Below are 18,059 nucleotides of genomic sequence, written 5' to 3'. Positions count from 1 at the left end.
GGTATTGCCGCCAACCCATTGATCCGAAATGGCTAGAAGATGGCTGGCACGGAACTTGATATCCGAGCAGGCACCCGGGCAGGCAATGGTGCCTGTCGGTTGTGTATTTTCGAGCAAGGAGAGCATCCCCATGGCAACACCAGCGTACATGTCCGTCACTGGCGAAAAACAAGGTCTGATCACTGCCGGTGCGTTCACCGCCGACTCCGTGGGCAACACCTTCCAGGAAGGCCACGAAGACCAGGTCATGGTTCAGGCCTTCACCCACGACGTGATCATCCCGCGTGACCCGCAATCCGGTCAGCCAACCGGTCAGCGCGTACACAAGCCAGTGGTCATCACCAAGGTCTACGACAAGGCTTCGCCTCTGCTGCAAGCGGCGCTGACTTCCGGCGAGCGCATGAGCGAAATCGTTATCCAGTGGTACCGCACTTCTGCTCAAGGTACTCAAGAGCACTACTACACCACCAAACTGGAAGACGCGATCATCGTCGCCATCAACAACAAGATGCACAACTGCCAGGACCCGTCGAACGCCCACTTCACCCACCTGGAAGAAGTGCAGTTCACCTACCGCAAAATCACCTGGACCCACGAAGTATCCGGTACTTCGGGTTCTGATGACTGGCGTGCTCCAGTCGTTTAATCGCGACTGATGGTTGTACCACCCCGGCCAGTGCGGCTGGCCGGGGTGGCTTGTACCTACAGATTTTTTTGCGTGCGCCACGCTTCATGGAATGGCGTCAGTCGCAGCATTGCGCGAGGAACAAGGGATGTTCTCACCGGCCAATCAGCCTCATTTCAATCTGACCATCGATGGCGCGGACAGCGATTTCCAGGTGCTGTCGTTCACCGGGAAAGAGGCGCTCAACACCCCCTTCGAGTTCGAGCTGGAACTGGTCAGTGAGAAAGCCTCGATCAACCTCGAAAGCCTGCTGCACAAACTCGCGTTCCTGCAGCTGTCGCCCAGCGGCACGGGGATTCACGGGCTGATCTACAGCATCGCCCAGGGCGAGGCCGGCAAGCGCCTGACCCGCTATAAAATCTCCCTGCGCCCGCAGCTGTCGTACCTCGCGCATCGGGTCAACCAGCGCATCTTCCAGCAGATGACCGTGCAACAGATCATCAGCAAGGTGCTGGAAGAACACGGCATTCTCGCCAGTGACTATCACTTCCAACTGAGCGCGATTTATCCGGAGCGCATCTACTGCGTGCAGTACGACGAAAGCGATCTGCATTTCGTCCAGCGCCTGTGTGAGGAGGAGGGGATTCACTACCACTTCCAGCACACCGCCAGCGGCCACAAACTGATGTTCGGCGATGACCAGACGGTGTTCCCGAAACTGGCGCCAGTGGCTTATCAGCAGGACTCCGGACTGGTCGCCGATCAACCAGTGGTCAAGCGTTTCGGCCTGCGTCTGGCGACCCGCACCAGCCGCACCACACGACGTGATTACGACTTCGTCAAACCGAAGATCGAGCTCGAAAGCGATGCCAAGAGTAGCGCCCAGCCGGATCTGGAGGATTACGATTACCCGGGGCGTTTCGTAGATCGCGAGCGCGGCAAGCACCTGGCCAATCGCGCACTGGAGCGCCATCGCAGCGACTATCGTCTGGCCGAGGGCAGCAGCGATCAGCCGATTCTGGTCAGCGGGCATTTCCTCGCCCTCACCGAACACGCCAACCCGACGTGGAACGATCTGTGGCTGCTGACCGAGATCTTCCATGAAGGCAAGCAGCCGCAAGTGCTCGAAGAGTCGGTGACCAGCGACACCACCGATAACAAGGACGATTTCCACCAGGGCTACCGCAACCGCTTCAACGCGATCCCGTGGGATGTGCCGTACCGCCCGCCGCTCGACCACCCGAAACCAAAAGTCCTCGGCACCCAGAGCGCCGTGGTCTGCGGCCCCGAGGGCGAAGAAATTTACTGCGACCAGTACGGTCGGGTGAAGGTGCAGTTCTTCTGGGATCGCGAAGGCGAGCACGACGACAAGACCAGTTGCTGGATGCGTGTGGCCTCGAACTGGGCCGCGGAAACCTTTGGCGCGATCAACATTCCGCGGGTCGGCATGGAGGTGTTGATCACCTTCCTCGAAGGCGATCCCGATCAGCCGCTGATCACCGGTTGCCTGTACCACGGCGCGAATCTGCCGCCGTACAAACTGCCGGACTTCAAGACCCTGGCCACGGTCAAGAGCAAGGAATACAAGGGCAGCCGCGCCAACGAACTGCGCATCGACGACACCACCAGTGAGATCAGTATTGCGCTGCGCAGTGATCACGGCGCCAGTGCGATCAACCTCGGCTACCTGACACACCCGCGCCCGAGCGGCGGGCAGCCGCGTGGCGAAGGTTTCGAGTTGCGCACCGACCGCCATGGCGCGGTGCGTGCTGGCGCCGGTCTGTTGATCACCACCGAGCCGCGCCCGAACGAATCGAAGCACCACAAAGACCTGCCGGAAACCGCCGAGCGCCTCGCCACCGCGAGCGATCAGCAGGACGGTTTCGCCACCCAGGCCAAAGAGCTTCAAGCGCAGGAGGCGGGCGATCAGGACGACGTGGCCAAGGCCTTGCACGCGCAGCATCAAGGCGTGCTCGGCAGTGGCCCGGCGAACATGACCGCCAATGAATTCCCTGAATTCACCGAGCCACATCTGGTGCTCGCCAGCCCCGCGGGCATCGCCCTGACCACGCCGCGCTCCAGCCATATCGCCACCGGCGAACACCTGGCGCTGAGCAGCACCGGGCACACCAGTTTTTCCATTGGCAAACGCCTGCTGGCCAGTGCCAGCCGTGGCATGCGTCTGTTCGTGCAAAGCATGGGCTGGCGCCTGGTCGCGGCGTCCGGCGACATCGACGTCAAGGCCCTCAAGGACAGCATCAACCTGCTGGCCAAACTCAACATCACTGCCAACGCCGACCGCATCACCATCACCGCCAAGACCGAACTGGTGATCCAGGGCGGCGGCAGCGCGACCACCTACAACGCCGGCGGCATCACCCACGCCACTACGGGCCCGTACACCGCGCACGCGGCGAACTTCGCCTACACCGGGGCGAAAAGTCTCGCCGGGGTATTCCCGGAACCGCCGAAACCGGGCAAAGGCAATCTAGAGCTGTTCAACCAGTACGCCGGGCGCCAGGGCATCAAGGAAGGCGACTACGAAGTTATCGACGCCCTCGGCAAAAGCATCAAGGGCAAGCTCGACGCCAAGGGTTTCGCCAGCGTCGCCGGCGCCGCCCCAGGCCCCGCGCGAGTGGTGTTCGGCAAGGATCCGGCGGACACCTGGAGTGAGGGCAGCTACATCGGCAAAGCGGAATGGCCGCTAAAACCGCCAGCCACTGAAGACGTGCCGAGCCAGGTGCAGGCGATGGTTGCGCAGGTTCTGCCGAACAAGAACTGGGACATGCTGGAGAAGGGCAAGGAACTGGCGCAGAGCGGCATGGGCGCCATGCAGACCGCACAGGGCGCGATGCAGACGGCGCAGCAGATGAAAGGGGCGGTGCAGGGTGGGGCGGCCGGGTTGCCGAAACTTGCTAGCGCGGCGTTGCCGAGTGCTTCGGTGATATTGGGGGCGGCGAGCAAGGCAGGGAAACTGCCAAGCCTCCCGGCCCCGTCCTTGCCCAAACCATCGCTCAAGACGCCTGGCCTGCTGAATGGGGAGGTGCTCTCATGACTGAGGCAGCCGTTACCAAGAAGCGCGAGCCGCAGGTCGCTATCGTTCCGCTCAACACGCTGGACGTGCAGGACGTAGGTCGTGGTGCCGCCCGGTTTGATGCCTGGTTGCGATCCATCAGCGGTGGTGTCGTCACGCTCGATCGAATCAAAGGAGTTGCCGGGTCGCTGCCGGTTGTCGGCAACATCATGGCGCTGGTCGATGCGCTGGGCGACATCGTCACGCTTACCAGAAGCAAGCAGCGGGAGTTGCTTGATTGGGTCAGCCTGGGGATCAACCTGATCGGTGTTTTACCTGCGCCTCCGACCATGGCGGCTGCTCGCATGAGTTTGCGTCCGACCTTGTTTCTGGTACGTCAGGAATTGCGTAACAGCGTCAAGATGCTGTTGGGCGATTCAATGATCGAAGTGCTGGTCGGGCATTTGAACGCAACCATCGTCGGCACGATCGATGACTTCGTGAAACAGGCTCAAGGCAAACTCTCGGGCATTCTCGCCGATGCAGGAAAACTCGGCGAAAGCGCAGTCACCGAAATTGCCAAGGGTCTTGAGGCCGTTGTAAATGGCAAGCTTGATTCAAAAGGCGATGCGCGCGCGGCTGGACAAAAGATCACGGCGGCGGGCAATCAACTGCTCAGCGATCCCAAAGCGGCGATCAGTAATATCTTCGGGGCGGCATTCAGTGCCTACAAAGCCGTGGGTAAAGGGGTTGCCAACAGCGCGGCGAAGAATCTTCTGCCGGATCAGGCCAAAAAACTGGTGATGACGCACACCGGCTCATTGAGAGCGATGGGGCCTGAGATCAAAACCCAATTGAGCAAGTTAGGTGACCCGGGAACGCGTCACACGATTGGTTGGTTGTTGCAAATGCTCAGCGGTGCTGTGTTGACGTGGCGCAAGCGTCGTGGGCATGGACAGAGTGCCAGCGTTAAACCCAACGCCACCAGTAAGGCTCAGAACAAGGCAGGTGAAGGACGACTCGAGGCCAGCAGCCATCAGGCTCCTGCGAGCGCCAACGCCAATGGCAAAAAAAATGGTGCTTGTGCGGGTACTTGCAACAGCATCAGTTTTGCGTTGGGATCCGAGTCACTGAGCCATACCGATTTCAGCCTGCCGGGTCCATTTCCTATCGAGTGGGTGCGCACCTACAGCTCCCGGTTCGATGCTTTTGACAATGGCGAATTAGGGGCACGGTGGGTAACAGAGTTCACGACCCGATTCGACTGCAAGGACGATGGACTGGTTTTTTTTGGAGCCGATGGTCGTAGCATCGATTTCCCCCTGCCCAAGCCAGGCCTCTTTCACTATGACCCCGTTGAAAATCTCACGCTGGTTCGTTCCGCTGAGGATCAACTGCTCGTTTGCTTCGGTTTCGAGCGCAAGGAAACCTATGTCCGTCGTGGTCGTTCCTTTTGGCTGACGGATGTCAAAATGCGCAGTGGTGCCGGGCTGATGCTGCATTACGAGCATCGTCATGGGGACGCCCTCGTATTATCCGACCTGATCACCTATCAAGGTGACGTCACGAAAGTCCACTTGCACGTCGGAACGCTGCTTGATAATCAAGGACGCTTGACCGGTCTCTGGGAGATTCGTGACGGCGCGCCTGTACGGCAATTGTGCCATTACCAATACGACCTCCATGGCGACTTGATCCAGGCGCAGGATGAAAACGGTGCGGCCTGGAGTTATCAGTATCAGCATCACCTCCTGACTCGGTATACCGATCGCACCGGCCGCGGTTTAAATCTGCAGTGGGATGGCCACACATCGCACGCCAGGGCTGTGCGCGAGTGGGCGGATGACGGCAGTTTCGATACTCGCCTTGAATGGGACGAAAACATCCGTCTGACTTACGTCACTGATGCCCATGGCAACGAGACTTGGCATTACTACGACATCAAGGGCTACACCTACCGGATTCGCTATGCCGATGAACGTTCAGAGTGGTTCTTTCGCGATGATGCGAAGAACGTGATTCGTCACGTTCATACAGATGGCACCACTGATCGCTACAGCTATGACGAGCGCGGTAATTTGCTCGAGCACATCAGCCCCGACGGCAGTGTCGCTCACTACGCCTACGATGATCTCAACCAACTGATCAAGGTAAGTGATGCAGAAGGCGGTCAGTGGCAACGAGCTTACGATGATGCCGGCAATCTGGTGGAGTCAGTCGATCCGCTTGGCAACAAGACTGAGTACGCCTATGACAAAGCAGGTCAGTTGATCGCTATCAAGGATGCAATTGGCAACGAGAAAACGCTTGAGTACAACGTTGCTGGTCAGCTTCTCAAATATACCGATTGCTCTGGCAAGACCAGCGAGTGGGAATACAACGATCGCGGTCAGATGATCTACTTTACCGATGCAGCGGGGCAAAGCACCGAGTATCAGTACAAGGCCGGGCATGTCGCCTTGATAACGCATCCGGATAAAACCGAGGAGCAATTCGAGCGTGATGCCGAAGGGCGTCTGCTCGCTCATGTTGACGGTCTGGATCGCTGTACGACGTGGAGCTATAACGCGGCCGGTCTGGTTGCCGAGCGAGTAGACGCCTGCGAGCAAACGCTTCGTTACCGTTGGGACCTGCTAGGCCGTTTGATAGCACTCGAAAACGAAAACGAGCAGCGCACCCAGTTTCACTATGATCCTGTCGGAAGATTGCTCGAGGAAAAAGGCTTCGACGGTCTTGCCACACGCTATCAATACGACGCTGAGAGCGGGCGGTTGGCGAGCGCCATCAGCGGTGAGCGCATCATTTCGATGGCGTTTGACCCAATGGGGCGGCTTGTTGAACGCCATGCGAGCCTGGGCAATGCGACTCAAAGCGAATCCTTTGCGTATGACGGTAATGGCAACATGGTTTTGGCCACGAACGACCAGAGCCGGTTGCTGTGGTTCTATGATTCGGCCGGTAATCTGATCAGAGAGCACCAGCATTATCAGGATCTGGATGCACCGCTCGTTGCCATCTGGAGGCATGAGTACGATGCCCTCAATCAGTGTGTCGCCACGACTCGTCCGGATGGTCATCGGGTGAGTTGGTTGACGTACGGCAGTGGGCATTTGCTCGCGTTAAAACTGGATGATCACGAACTGGTCGGCTATGAGCGAGATGATTTACATCGCGAAGTCGCTCGTTATCAAGGGAATCGCCTGCGCCAGACGCAAAAGTGGGATCCGGCAGGGCGGCTACAGGAGCAACTGCTCGGTCGAAGCGACGACAATTCGACGTTGCTCAAACGCCAATACCAATATGATGCGGTCGGCCAGTTGACCGAGCTGAACGATACTCGTCGCGGACCGCTTACCTACCGTTATGATCCGGTCGGGCGACTGATCAGCGCAGCAAGTCGCCTCGGCGTTGAAAACTTCGCGTTCGATCCTGCCAGCAACCTGCTCGACGAGAAGGTGACAGAAGTGCGCCGGCCTCTTGATCAGGCCCCGGCACGTAGTCGGTTGGTAGACAATCTTTTACGTGAATACGTCGGTACTCATTACGAGTACGACGATCGTGGCAACCAGACATTGCGTTGGCACAATGGTCAACGCAGTCGATTGCAATGGGACCTGTTCGATAGGTTGGTGCATTTTGAGGATGATCGTCTTTCGGTCAGATACGCCTACGATGCCTTGGGTCGCCGGTTGTATAAGCACTCGACAGCCCATTATGTGAACCGTCCTGAAGCAGGTTCGCACTGGAATAAAAATGAGCAGGGGCGCATTCAGCGCTTGCTTGGCTGTGGCTTGACCTTGTACGGGTGGGACGGGGACAACCTTTCCTGGGAAAGCAGTCCCGCCCCTATTGATGGGGGGACAGGTCGCACCGTCCATTACGTTTATGAGCCCGGCACATTCGTACCGGTGGCTCAAGCCCTCACACACGCCTCGATTGATCTGTTGAGTCAGCCTGAATATGTCGGCGGCGACAATCTTGAAGATGATCCGCTGTGGAGTCACGCTCCTGAAGCACAACCGTTCGATGCCCTGGCCTGGTATCAGTGTGACCATTTAGGCACACCATTGGAACTTACCGATCAAGACGGTGAGATCGCCTGGAGCGCTCAATACAAAGCGTGGGGGCAGGTGAAAGAACAGACATCAGCCTCGGCAGTGCGGCGCGGGCTGACTAATCCCATTCGTTTCCAGGGTCAGTACCACGATCACGAAACAGGCTTGCACTACAACCGCTACAGGTACTACGACCCCCATGTAGGTCGCTTCATCTCGAAAGACCCGATAGGTCTGATGGGCGGTATCAACCTTCATCAATACGCGCCTAACCCGACGCAGTGGGTGGACCCTTTAGGTCTGGTCAGAAAGCCGCCATCCAAGCGCGCGCTGAAGGACGGTGCTGGAGCCTCCGCTAAAGACATCGCTGCGAGCAAGGTCGGCGGCGGTAGTCGGAAAGGACAAGCGGCATGTCGCAAAAAACTTATTGCCAAAAGCAAACCGGTGGGTGTGTACAAGTGCTGGCGGTGCGGGCATACCTCTAGCAATCCTGATGACATGCACTTGGGGCATAAAAATGTGGCGACCTCGAATGGCGGCAACCTGGCCGATGTCAACGTAGATCTTGAGGGCGCATCGTGTAACCTGAGTGCTGGAAACAGCGGTTACGTGAAAGAAGGGATGTCGTGTGTCGAACGTGGAAGTTGTGGAGCGCCATATGGACGATAAAGAATTGCCTGTTCTGATTGAGGTGTTTGTATCAGATGACGATGGCCCTGTATTCGAGGAGCTCCCTGCAATCGCGATGGGGCAGGATACTTATCAGCTGCTGTCCTCACCTGGTCTTGCGTTGAATTTGGCTCGAGGTGATGTCATCTCGATAAAAAACAAAAACACCCACGCTGAAGTCCTGAAGCGCGGAGGGAATTTTTGTATTCATATCTACGCCGACTACATCCCCGAGGACGTCATTGCACAACTGGAAACTGATGTCGGCAATGAACTGGGTGGAACGCTGGATGGTGTTTTCGAAGGCAACCTGTCACTGGCTGTGCCGTCAAGCAATGGCATGGACAGCATCAATGCGTTTTTTGATCGGTTCCGCGAGAAAACCGGACTCGAATGGTATTACGCCAATATCTATAAAAACATTGATGATGAAGATGATGAAACGCTGCTCAATTGGTGGTTGCAGAGCTGACTGATAGACCAGCAGACGGCAGGTTCACGAGACGAGGATCAAGTCAAAGGAGTGACAACATGAAAGACGCCATTCGCTTGGGCGACGCCACCACCCACGGTGGCAAGGTGCTCGAAGCCTTCTCCCAAACCGATCTCAACGGCAAGCCTGTTGCCGGAGTCGGTCACAAGGTCAGCTGTCCACTGTGCAAAGGGGTTTTCCCGATTGCAGAGGGCAGCAGCACCTACACCGTTGATGGCACGCCCATCGCTCTGGACGGTATGAAAACCGCTTGCGGCGCTGCGCTGATTGCAAGCGGCCCGAAAGGGGCTGTGATCAGTTGAATCAACATGTACCGCATCGGCATATGCCGGGCATCACCTGATGTTTGTTGCATGAGTGTTGGCAGGCCCAGGCCATCAATCATTTCTTTAAAGTCTCGAACTATCTTACGGATGAGATGCAGTCATGACGACTGAAACGCCTGTCGCGAAAGTACGTGAACCTCAAGTGGCGATCGTTCCGCTCAACACCATTGACATCAAGGATGTCGGACGCGGTGCAGCCAGATTCGATGCCTGGCTGCAATCGATCAGTGGTGGAGTAGTCACTCTTGAGCGCGTCAAGAACGTTGCCGGAGCGTTGCCGGTGGTGGGCAACATCATGGCCTTGGTGGATGCGCTCGGAGACATTGTTGTCCTTGCCAAAAGCAAGCAACGCCAGATTCTGGACTGGGTCAGCCTGGGTATCAATCTGATCGGTGTTTTACCGGCGCCACCCACAATGGCCTCGGCGCGTATGACCTTGCGTCCGACCTTGTCGCTGGTGCGTCAAGAACTTCGTAACAGCGCCAAGATGCTGCTGGGCGATTCGCTGATCGAAGTCCTGATCGGACATTTGAATGCCACCATTGTCGGTACGATCGATGACTTTGTAGAGCAGGCCAAGCCGAAGCTGGTTGAAATACTCGACAACGGCGGCAAGCTTGGCCAGAACGCGGTCAACGAAATCGCCAAGGGCCTGGAAACGGTCGTCAACGGCAAGCTTGATGCAAAAGGCGACATGAAGTCGGCGAGTGCCAAGATGAGTGCGGCCGGAGGTCAGTTGTTGCATGACCCGAAGGCAGCCATCAGTAATATTTTCGGCGCAGCCTTCAGCGCCTACAAGGCTGCCGGTAAAGGTGTTGCCAACAGTGCGGCAAAGAATCTGTTGCCGGACAGTGCCAAGGCTTTGGTGCTGAGCAATACCAGCATGCTTCGTACTATGGGTGTGGAGTTGCGCACTCAAATGAACAAGCTGGGTGATCCCGCTGTTCAGCATTCAATCGGTTGGCTGCTGCAGATGCTGGCAGGTTCTGTCATGACCTGGCGCAAGCGTCGAGCACATGGTCAAGGGGCCAGCGTCAAGCCGGATACTACTTCAAAGACTCAGCACAGGGCTGGAGAGGGGCGGCTTGAAGCCAGCAGCCAACAAGCGCCAGCGACGCATAACTGCAAAACATGTAAAAACGGCGTCATGCCGGGCACGGTGCATAGCATCAGTTTTGCCCTGGGCTCTGAATCGCTGAGCCATACGGATTTCAACCTGCCTGGTGCATTCCCTCTCGAGTGGACACGCACCTACTGTTCGCGTCTGGATGCGTATGACGCCAGCGAGATGGGCGCCCGCTGGATTACGTCGTTGACTACCCGTTTTGACTGTGTTGGCGGGAGTCTGGTGTTCCATGACGCTGATGGTCGCAGCCACGACTATGTGCTGCCCGAGACAGGGCAGACTCACTACGATGCCATTGAAAACATGACGCTGGTACGGGTGACCGATGACCAGCTTCTGTTGTGCAGAGGGTTTGAACGCAAGGAAACCTATCTGCGTCGTGGACAATGTTTCGTGCTGGTCGGCGTGGTTTTGCGCAACGGTGCGGGAATCATGCTGCACTACGAGCATCGCCACGAAGGAATGCCGGTGCTGTCCGACCTGATTACCTATCAGGGTGATATGGCCGACGTCAGATATCACCTCGGCACCCTGCTTGATGAGCACGGTCGCGTGAAGGGGCTTTGGCTGATCAGCGACGGTGTTCCTCAGCGTCAACTGTGTGCCTATCACTACGACAGTGTCGGTGATTTGATTCAGGCTCAGGACGAGAACGGTGCGGCCTGGAGCTATGAGTACCAGCATCATCTGATCCGTCGTTACACCGACCGGACCGGACGGGGCATGAATCTGGAATGGCAGGGCACAGGCGCTGATGCGCGGGCCGTTCGCGAGTGGGCGGACGACGGCAGTTTCGACACGCGCCTTGAGTGGGACGAGAATATTCGCCTGACCTATGTCACCGATGCGTACGGTAACGAAACCTGGCACTACTACGACATTCTTGGTTATACGTACCGCATTCGCCATCCGGATGAACGTTCCGAATGGTTGTTCCGTGACGAAGCGAAAAACCTGATTCGACACGTACATGCTGACGGCACAACTGATCGCTTCATCTACGACGCGCGTGGCAACGTCGTCGAACATTTGCGTGCCGACGACAGCGTGCTGCATTTTGCCTACGACGATCTGGATCAACTGATCAAGACCAGCGATGCAGAAGGGGGGCAGTGGCAGCGTGCTTATGACGATCATGGCAACCTTGTGGAAGCAGTCGATCCCCTTGGTAACGTAACGGAGTTTGCCTACAGCGTGGCAGGGTTGCCGACAGCGATCAAAGACGCCGCCGGCAATGAGAAGAAGCTCGACTACAACGATGCCGGTCAACTGATCGAGTATGTCGACTGCTCAGGAAAGACCAGGGCCTGGGAGTACAACGAACTCGGACAGATGATCTGTTCTACCGACGCGGCCGGCCAGAGTACCGAGTACGGGTATCGACTGGGCCATCTGGCCTGGATCAGGCACCCGGACAAGTCCGAGGAATATTTTGAAAGAGACGCTGAAGCCCGGTTGCTCGCGCACACGGATCGTCTTGGCCGCTGCACTACCTGGAAATATACAGCTGCCGGTCTTGTAGCCGAGCGCATCGATGCTGATGAGCATACATTGGTCTACCGCTGGGATCGTCTCGGGCGCTTGCAGGCGCTGGACAACGAAAACGAGAGCCGGGCGCATTTCCTCTACGACCCGATGGGTCGCCTGCTGGAAGAAAAGAGCTTTGATGGTCGTATCACCCGCTATCGGTATGATTCTGATACGGGCCATTTGAGTCATATCGTCAACGGCGAGCGTGTGATTTGCGTGAGCTTTGATGCCATGGGACGCCTGATTGAGCGGCGCGCCAGTCAAGGTGAGAAATCGCAAAGCGAGCGCTTCATTTATGACGGCAACGGTAACCTGATTGAAGCCGCCAACGCAGACAGTCGTTTACAGTGGTTTCACGACCTGGCCGGCAATGTGCTGCGCGAGCATCAGCATTACCTTGGGCTGGACCAGCCCCCGGTAGTTGGCGTGTGGCAGCACGAGTACGATGTGCTCAACAATCGGGTCGCGACAGTTCGTCCGGACGGGCACCGTGTCAGCTGGCTCACCTATGGCAGCGGTCATTTGTTGGGGCTACGCCTGGACGAGCACGAGCTGATTGGCCTGGAGCGCGACGACCTTCATCGTGAGATTGTCCGGCATCAGGGCAACCACCTGCAGCAGTCGCAAAAGTGGGATTCTGCCGGTCGTTTGCAGGAGCAGGTGCTGGAGCGCAGTGAGGACGGTGCGACGCTTGTCAAACGGACATATCAATACGATGCCGCTGGTCAACTGACTGCGATCAACGATACCCGAAGAGGCGCGATTTCATACCGTTACGATCCTCTCGGTCGACTGTTGGAAGCAGCGACACGACAGGTGGTTGAAACATTCACCTTTGACCCGGCCAGTAATCTGCTTGATGAAAGGGCGAGTGAAATTCGACGACCACTGGACCGGTCTCCGCGCCAGGAGAGGCAGGTAGACAACCTGCTACACGAGTACGAAGGTAATCAGTTCACATACGATGAGCGCGGCAACCTGGTCGAGCGTCTGCAAAACAATCAGCGGAGCTTCCTGCAATGGGATCTGTTTGACCGTTTGGTGCGATTTGAAGATCAACGCTTGTCGGTTGAATTCGCCTATGACGCTCTTGGACGTCGTCTTCACAAAAACTCTGTCGCCCATTCCAAGGGGCGTCCCGAGGCGGGGTCGCACTGGAACCGGAACGAGCATGCACGCATACAGCGAGAGTACGGCTGTGGCTTCACGCTCTACGGCTGGGACGGTAACCGACTTGCCTGGGAAAGCAGTGCCGCGCAACTGGATGGCGGTGCCGGACGCACGGTGCACTACATTTTCGAGCCCGGGAGTTTCATTCCTGTAGCACAGGCCATACGACATGCCCCGATTACACTGACGAATCAGCCTGAGTATCAGGGAGAGTACAGCCTGGATGACGATCCGTTGTGGAATCGCAAGGTCACGGTTCAGCCAATTGACGTTTTGCTCTGGTATCAGTGCGATCACCTGGGTACGCCTCAGGAACTGACCGACTCTGAGGGGCAGTTGGTCTGGACGGCTCAGTACAAGGCATGGGGGGCGATATCGGAGCAGCAATCGCAATCGGCCCGACAAAGTGATGTGAGAAATCCTATAAGATTTCCGGGGCAGTACCATGATCATGAGACCGGGCTGCATTACAACCGGCATCGTTACTATGACCCGGCGGTGGGGCGATTCGTCAGCCAGGATCCGATCGGTTATGCGGGCGGTCTGAATTTCTACACCTATGGTCCGAACCCTACAGGGTGGGTGGATCCGATGGGCCTGACGGGGGTCGATGTCTATCGGGCCATGAAAACCGACGAAAAAGGAAAGCCCATTGCTGACTCGACCGCGCGTGGCCTAGGGGTACGTCCTGTCGATATTCCAGTTGATAAAGATGGGAACGTTCATCCCAATACCGGTGGGATGTCCGTAGCGCCGGATACTCCGCAAAACCTGCCGGATCATCGGCGCCCCTCCACGTTACCCGGCGGAACCGGCAAAGACAGCGCCTGCAAATTGAATACCGCTTCACTTCCGGAAAGTCTTCGTTACGTGCAAGACAAAAAAACTCACGGAACCATTCAGCCTAGTAAGGCCATGCCACTTTCTGATTACCAGAAGGCACTAGGGTCGACGGCTGAGCATTGGGAGAAACAATGATGAAAACGCTTGATAAACCGTTGGACGATGAACTGTCCGGCGCATTGAGGAGGGGGGATGATCTTCTTTCGATACGGGAAATCCTGCTGAAGTATCGAGATAAGGGTTTTTCGGCGATATCGGTTAATGAACTGTTGGGGTCAATGCGCGGTGATGCCGATGAAGAGTTGGAGGATCGGATTCTGGAGGTGATGGATATCGTTACCGGGTTTTGTGCACCAGCTCTGGAAGTCTGGTAAGCGGCGGGTTTGGAATCGAGAAGTTTCACTGGAAATCTGGGAAATGAGCATGAAAAACACTGCTGTGATCCTTGCACTGACCGCCACTTTCGGCCTCTGCGCCCTGGCCCGCGCAGAAGCGCCAGATCCCGCTACCCTGAAAAGCATGTATGACAGCGGTCGCAACATGTCGGGCCTGATCAAGCATTGCGTCGACAAGGGCTACCTGAAAGCGGACAGCACGGAAAACGCCAACAAGATGGTGGCGTTCGTTGCGAATATGCCGGGCGCGTTCGACAAGGCTGATGGCGACAAGAACGAAAGTCTCGGTCGCAAAGGCGAAGTGTTGGCCGACGGTCAATACAAGAGCCTGCAAGGCAACCTGCCGCCGGATCTGAGCCTCAAGCAATGGTGCGAGCAAGCGGATCAAGGGATGCGTGAGGGGCTCAAGCAAGTCGGCTTGTAAACTACATCGAAGAGAACACTTGCCATGAAATCCGAAATACCACCCACCGACGCTTCGGCACTCATCGACGCTCGAATCGCTGAACTGGCCGATTGGCGTGGTGCCATCCTCGGCGAGATTCGCAAGGTTATTCATCAGGCCGATCCCAAGGTGGTGGAGGAGTGGAAGTGGCGCGGCGTTCCGGTGTGGTCGCGGGGCGGGATCATTTGCACCGGGGAGACCTACAAGACGGCGGTGAAGATGACCTTCGCCAAGGGCGCGGCGCTGGCCGATCCTGCGGGGTTGTTCAACGCCAGCCTTGAGGGCAACACCCGCCGGGCGATTGATTTTCATGAGGGCGACACGATCGATGAACAGGCCTTGCAAGCGCTGATTCGCGAGGCGATTGCGCTGAATTTGTCGAAGTGAATCGTGGCGTTTGCCTCGGCTCAGAAATAACTGGCTGTTTTAAAACAAATTTTTTTGCACTCAGGGCTTCCCAGATCAAAAAAAGGTTGGTAAATTGCGGCCCATTCTCGCAGAGCTTGTTACAGAGCTTGAGATACAGGGGCGTCGCCAAGCGGTAAGGCAGCAGGTTTTGATCCTGCCATGCGTTGGTTCGAATCCAGCCGCCCCTGCCATATTCAGAAAAAACGCCAGTCCGAAAGGGCTGGCGTTTTTTTATGCGCGCGATTTGTGGCTGGGGCTGACAGTTGCCTGAGCCGGAGCGGGGGACTGATGTAAACTGCCCGCGCGAAAGTCCCGGCGGGTTATTGGCCGGCGACCCTCAATCTCTCCAGACAAGAGACTTTCATGGCTAATCAAGACCTCAGCTTCACCCCTGATCCGGATGCAGATTCGATTTCCTCCGACGTTGTCGGTTTCAACGGCATTCTGGTTTCGACCCAGATCCCGACCCGCGCCGACGGCAGTCTGGAGCTGGGCGACATCACCCTGCAAAGCGAATGCACCCTGCAGGCGCTGAAAGTGGCGCTGGAGCGGGCGGGCAGTTCGATGGATCGCGTGATGCACCTGACCATCTACCTCACCGATATGGCCGACCGTGCGGCGTTCAACGAAGTCTACAAGCGCTTCTTCGCCAAGCCATGGCCGGTGCGCGCCGCTGTGGGCGTGGCGTCGCTGGCGGTGGAAGGCATGCGTGTGGAAGTCACCGCAATGGCCGCCAAGGCCTGACCGCCCCCTGTAGGAGTGAGCCTGCTCGCGATAGCGGTAAATCAGCCACCATCAACGTTGACTGTGCCACCATCATCGCGAGCAGGCTCACTCCTACAGGAGACTCTCGTGTCGGATTGGAGCGAGGTCATCTGCCACTTGGCAGCACAGGCGTGCCGCTCGGGCGTTTCGCGGCTACAATGCGCGCCTTAACCGTGACAGCCTGACTAAAAAAACTATGTCCTTGCCCAAGCATCATCTGGAATTGCTCAGCCCCGCCCGTGACGTGGCGATTGCCCGCGAGGCGATCCTGCACGGCGCCGACGCCGTGTACATCGGTGGCCCGAGCTTCGGCGCGCGCCACAATGCCTGCAACGAGGTGAGCGAAATTGCCGAGCTGGTGGAGTTTGCCCGCCGTTATCACGCGCGCATTTTCACCACCATCAACACCATCCTGCACGACAACGAACTGGAGCCGGCGCGCAAGCTGATCCACCAGTTGTACGACGCCGGCGTCGACGCGCTGATCGTCCAGGACCTGGGCGTGATGGAACTGGACATTCCGCCGATCGAGCTGCATGCGAGTACCCAGACCGACATCCGCACCCTGGAGCGGGCGAAATTCCTCGATCAGGCCGGTTTCTCGCAACTGGTACTGGCCCGCGAGCTGAACCTGAAAGAAATTCGTGCCATCGCCGACGAAACCGATGCCGCCATCGAATTCTTCATCCACGGCGCGCTGTGCGTGGCGTTCTCCGGGCAGTGCAACATCTCCCACGCGCAGACCGGGCGCAGCGCCAACCGTGGCGACTGCTCGCAGGCCTGCCGTTTGCCGTACACCCTCAAAGACGAAAAGGGTGGGGTGATCGCCTACGAAAAACACTTGCTGTCGATGAAGGACAACAACCAGAGCGCCAACATCCGCGCGCTGGTCGAGGCCGGTGTGCGCTCGTTCAAGATCGAAGGTCGTTACAAGGACATGGGCTACGTGAAGAACATCACCGCCTATTACCGCCAGCGCCTCGACGATGTGCTCGAAGACCGTCCGGATCTGGCCCGCGCTTCCAGCGGCCGCACCGCGCATTTCTTCCTGCCGGACCCGGAAAAGACCTTCCACCGTGGCAGCACCGACTACTTCGTCACCGATCGCAAGATCGACATCGGCGCGTTCGACTCGCCGACCTTCACCGGCCTGCCCGTGGGCACCGTCGAGAAAGTCGGCAAGCGTGACATGCAGGTGGTGACGCAGGAGCCGCTGTCCAACGGCGATGGCCTCAACGTGCTGGTCAAGCGGGAAGTGGTGGGTTTCCGCGCCAACATCGCCGAGCCGAAGGGCGAGTTCGAAGAAGACGGCGAGAAGCGCTACCGCTACCGCGTCGAGCCGAACGAAATGCCCGAAGGCCTGTACAAGCTGCGCCCGAACCATCCGCTGAACCGCAACCTCGACCACAACTGGCAACAGGCACTGCTGAAGACCTCCGCCGAACGCCGCGTGGCCCTGAGCTGGGTGGCGCGTCTGCGTGAAGAGCAGCTGGAACTGACTGCCACCAGTGAAGAGGGCATCAGCGCCAGCGTGACCCTGAACGGCCCGTTCGGGATGGCCAACAAGCCGGAGCAGGCGCTGGAGCAATTGCAGGATCTGCTCGGCCAGCTCGGCACTACCCAATATCACGCCATCGACGTGAAACTGGACGCACCGCAGGCGTTCTTCATCCCGAACTCGCAGCTCAAAGCCTTGCGCCGTGAAGTCATCGAAGCGCTGACCGCCGCCCGCGTTGCGGCGCACCCGCGTGGCAGCCGCAAGGCCGAAACCACGCCGCCGCCGGTGTACCCGGAGTCGCACCTGTCGTTCCTGGCCAACGTCTACAACCAGAAGGCCCGCGACTTCTATCACCGTCACGGCGTGAAGCTGATCGATGCGGCCTACGAGGCGCACGAAGAGGCCGGTGAAGTGCCGGTGATGATCACCAAACACTGCCTGCGTTTCTCGTTCAACCTGTGCCCGAAACAGGCCAAAGGCGTGACCGGTGTGCGCACCAAGGTCGCGCCGATGCAGCTGATCCACGGCGACGAAGTGCTGACCCTGAAGTTCGACTGCAAGCCGTGCGAGATGCACATCATCGGCAAGATGAAAGGCCACATCCTCAACATGCCGCAACCGGGCAGCGTGGTCGGCCACATCAGCCCCGAAGACCTGCTGAAAACCATCCCGCGCGCGCCACACTGAGTGACGGGCGG

11 protein-coding genes and 1 tRNA gene are annotated in these 18,059 nt (G+C 57.8%); all 12 read left to right on the top strand.

Annotation, left to right across the window (positions count from 1 at the left end; genetic code table 11):
• The first annotated feature begins 130 nt into the window (after nucleotides 1-130).
• The 12 genes from CRO59_RS25150 (at nucleotide 131) to CRO59_RS25095 (ending at nucleotide 18,048) form a co-directional block, all read left to right on the top strand.
• Complete coding sequence (locus tag CRO59_RS25150) at nucleotides 131-646, top strand: Hcp family type VI secretion system effector (protein ID WP_027613808.1); 516 nt, start codon at nucleotides 131-133, stop codon at nucleotides 644-646.
• A 127-nt stretch (nucleotides 647-773) separates the two neighbouring features.
• Nucleotides 774-3,680 (top strand): type VI secretion system tip protein VgrG, encoded by a 2,907-nt coding sequence (locus CRO59_RS25145; RefSeq protein ID WP_097089966.1) that lies wholly within the window; start codon nucleotides 774-776, stop codon nucleotides 3,678-3,680.
• Nucleotides 3,677-8,362, top strand: a complete 4,686-nt coding sequence (locus tag CRO59_RS25140) for an RHS repeat-associated core domain-containing protein (RefSeq protein WP_097089967.1) — start codon at nucleotides 3,677-3,679, stop codon at nucleotides 8,360-8,362. The genes CRO59_RS25145 and CRO59_RS25140 overlap by 4 nt, the downstream gene beginning before the upstream one ends.
• Nucleotides 8,352-8,834 (top strand): DUF4265 domain-containing protein, encoded by a 483-nt coding sequence (locus tag CRO59_RS25135; RefSeq protein ID WP_097089968.1) that lies wholly within the window; start codon nucleotides 8,352-8,354, stop codon nucleotides 8,832-8,834. Before CRO59_RS25140 ends, CRO59_RS25135 begins: the two co-directional genes overlap by 11 nt.
• Before the next feature lie 59 nt (nucleotides 8,835-8,893).
• Nucleotides 8,894-9,157: a PAAR domain-containing protein gene (locus CRO59_RS25130; RefSeq protein WP_097089969.1), complete on the top strand. Its 264-nt coding sequence runs from the start codon at nucleotides 8,894-8,896 to the stop codon at nucleotides 9,155-9,157.
• Between the two features lie 124 nt (nucleotides 9,158-9,281).
• Nucleotides 9,282-13,985 (top strand): RHS repeat-associated core domain-containing protein, encoded by a 4,704-nt coding sequence (locus CRO59_RS25125; RefSeq protein WP_097089970.1) that lies wholly within the window; start codon nucleotides 9,282-9,284, stop codon nucleotides 13,983-13,985.
• Complete coding sequence (locus CRO59_RS25120; RefSeq protein ID WP_238547102.1) at nucleotides 13,985-14,224, top strand: hypothetical protein; 240 nt, start codon at nucleotides 13,985-13,987, stop codon at nucleotides 14,222-14,224. Before CRO59_RS25125 ends, CRO59_RS25120 begins: the two co-directional genes overlap by 1 nt.
• A 49-nt stretch (nucleotides 14,225-14,273) precedes the next feature.
• Nucleotides 14,274-14,669 carry a hypothetical protein gene (locus CRO59_RS25115; RefSeq protein ID WP_097090104.1) on the top strand — a complete coding sequence of 132 codons (396 nt, stop codon included), beginning with the start codon at nucleotides 14,274-14,276 and terminating at the stop codon, nucleotides 14,667-14,669.
• A gap of 24 nt (nucleotides 14,670-14,693) precedes the next feature.
• The gene (locus tag CRO59_RS25110; RefSeq protein WP_097089971.1) at nucleotides 14,694-15,077 is read left to right on the top strand and encodes a DUF1801 domain-containing protein; all 384 of its coding nucleotides are present in this window, start codon (nucleotides 14,694-14,696) and stop codon (nucleotides 15,075-15,077) included.
• Nucleotides 15,078-15,214: 137 nt separating this feature from the next.
• Nucleotides 15,215-15,289: transfer RNA gene (locus tag CRO59_RS25105), tRNA-Gln, on the top strand.
• Nucleotides 15,290-15,461: 172 nt separating this feature from the next.
• Entirely contained in the window at nucleotides 15,462-15,842 is a 381-nt protein-coding gene (locus tag CRO59_RS25100) for a RidA family protein (protein WP_003224376.1), read from the top strand.
• A gap of 217 nt (nucleotides 15,843-16,059) precedes the next feature.
• Nucleotides 16,060-18,048, top strand: a complete 1,989-nt coding sequence (locus CRO59_RS25095; protein ID WP_097089972.1) for a U32 family peptidase — start codon at nucleotides 16,060-16,062, stop codon at nucleotides 18,046-18,048.
• The last annotated feature ends 11 nt before the right edge of the window (nucleotides 18,049-18,059 follow it).

This window comes from Pseudomonas sp. LAMO17WK12:I5 (genome assembly GCF_900215165.1).
Classification (GTDB): Bacteria; Pseudomonadota; Gammaproteobacteria; order Pseudomonadales; family Pseudomonadaceae; genus Aquipseudomonas; species Aquipseudomonas putida_A.
The sequence above is the reverse complement of the archived record's forward strand: the minus strand, read 5'-3'. Positions and strand labels throughout refer to the sequence as shown.

Bases quoted from the DNA above. Each gene is read 5' to 3' on its own strand.
- CRO59_RS25145 (WP_097089966.1), top strand. From the start codon at position 774: ATGTTCTCACCGGCCAATCAGCCTCATTTCAATCTGACCATCGATGGC.
- CRO59_RS25150 (WP_027613808.1), top strand. From the start codon at position 131: ATGGCAACACCAGCGTACATGTCCGTCACTGGCGAAAAACAAGGTCTG.
- CRO59_RS25110 (WP_097089971.1), top strand. From the start codon at position 14,694: ATGAAATCCGAAATACCACCCACCGACGCTTCGGCACTCATCGACGCT.
- CRO59_RS25095 (WP_097089972.1), top strand. From the start codon at position 16,060: ATGTCCTTGCCCAAGCATCATCTGGAATTGCTCAGCCCCGCCCGTGAC.
- CRO59_RS25140 (WP_097089967.1), top strand. From the start codon at position 3,677: ATGACTGAGGCAGCCGTTACCAAGAAGCGCGAGCCGCAGGTCGCTATC.
- CRO59_RS25120 (WP_238547102.1), top strand. From the start codon at position 13,985: ATGAAAACGCTTGATAAACCGTTGGACGATGAACTGTCCGGCGCATTG.
- CRO59_RS25125 (WP_097089970.1), top strand. From the start codon at position 9,282: ATGACGACTGAAACGCCTGTCGCGAAAGTACGTGAACCTCAAGTGGCG.
- CRO59_RS25100 (WP_003224376.1), top strand. From the start codon at position 15,462: ATGGCTAATCAAGACCTCAGCTTCACCCCTGATCCGGATGCAGATTCG.
- CRO59_RS25135 (WP_097089968.1), top strand. From the start codon at position 8,352: ATGGACGATAAAGAATTGCCTGTTCTGATTGAGGTGTTTGTATCAGAT.
- CRO59_RS25115 (WP_097090104.1), top strand. From the start codon at position 14,274: ATGAAAAACACTGCTGTGATCCTTGCACTGACCGCCACTTTCGGCCTC.
- CRO59_RS25130 (WP_097089969.1), top strand. From the start codon at position 8,894: ATGAAAGACGCCATTCGCTTGGGCGACGCCACCACCCACGGTGGCAAG.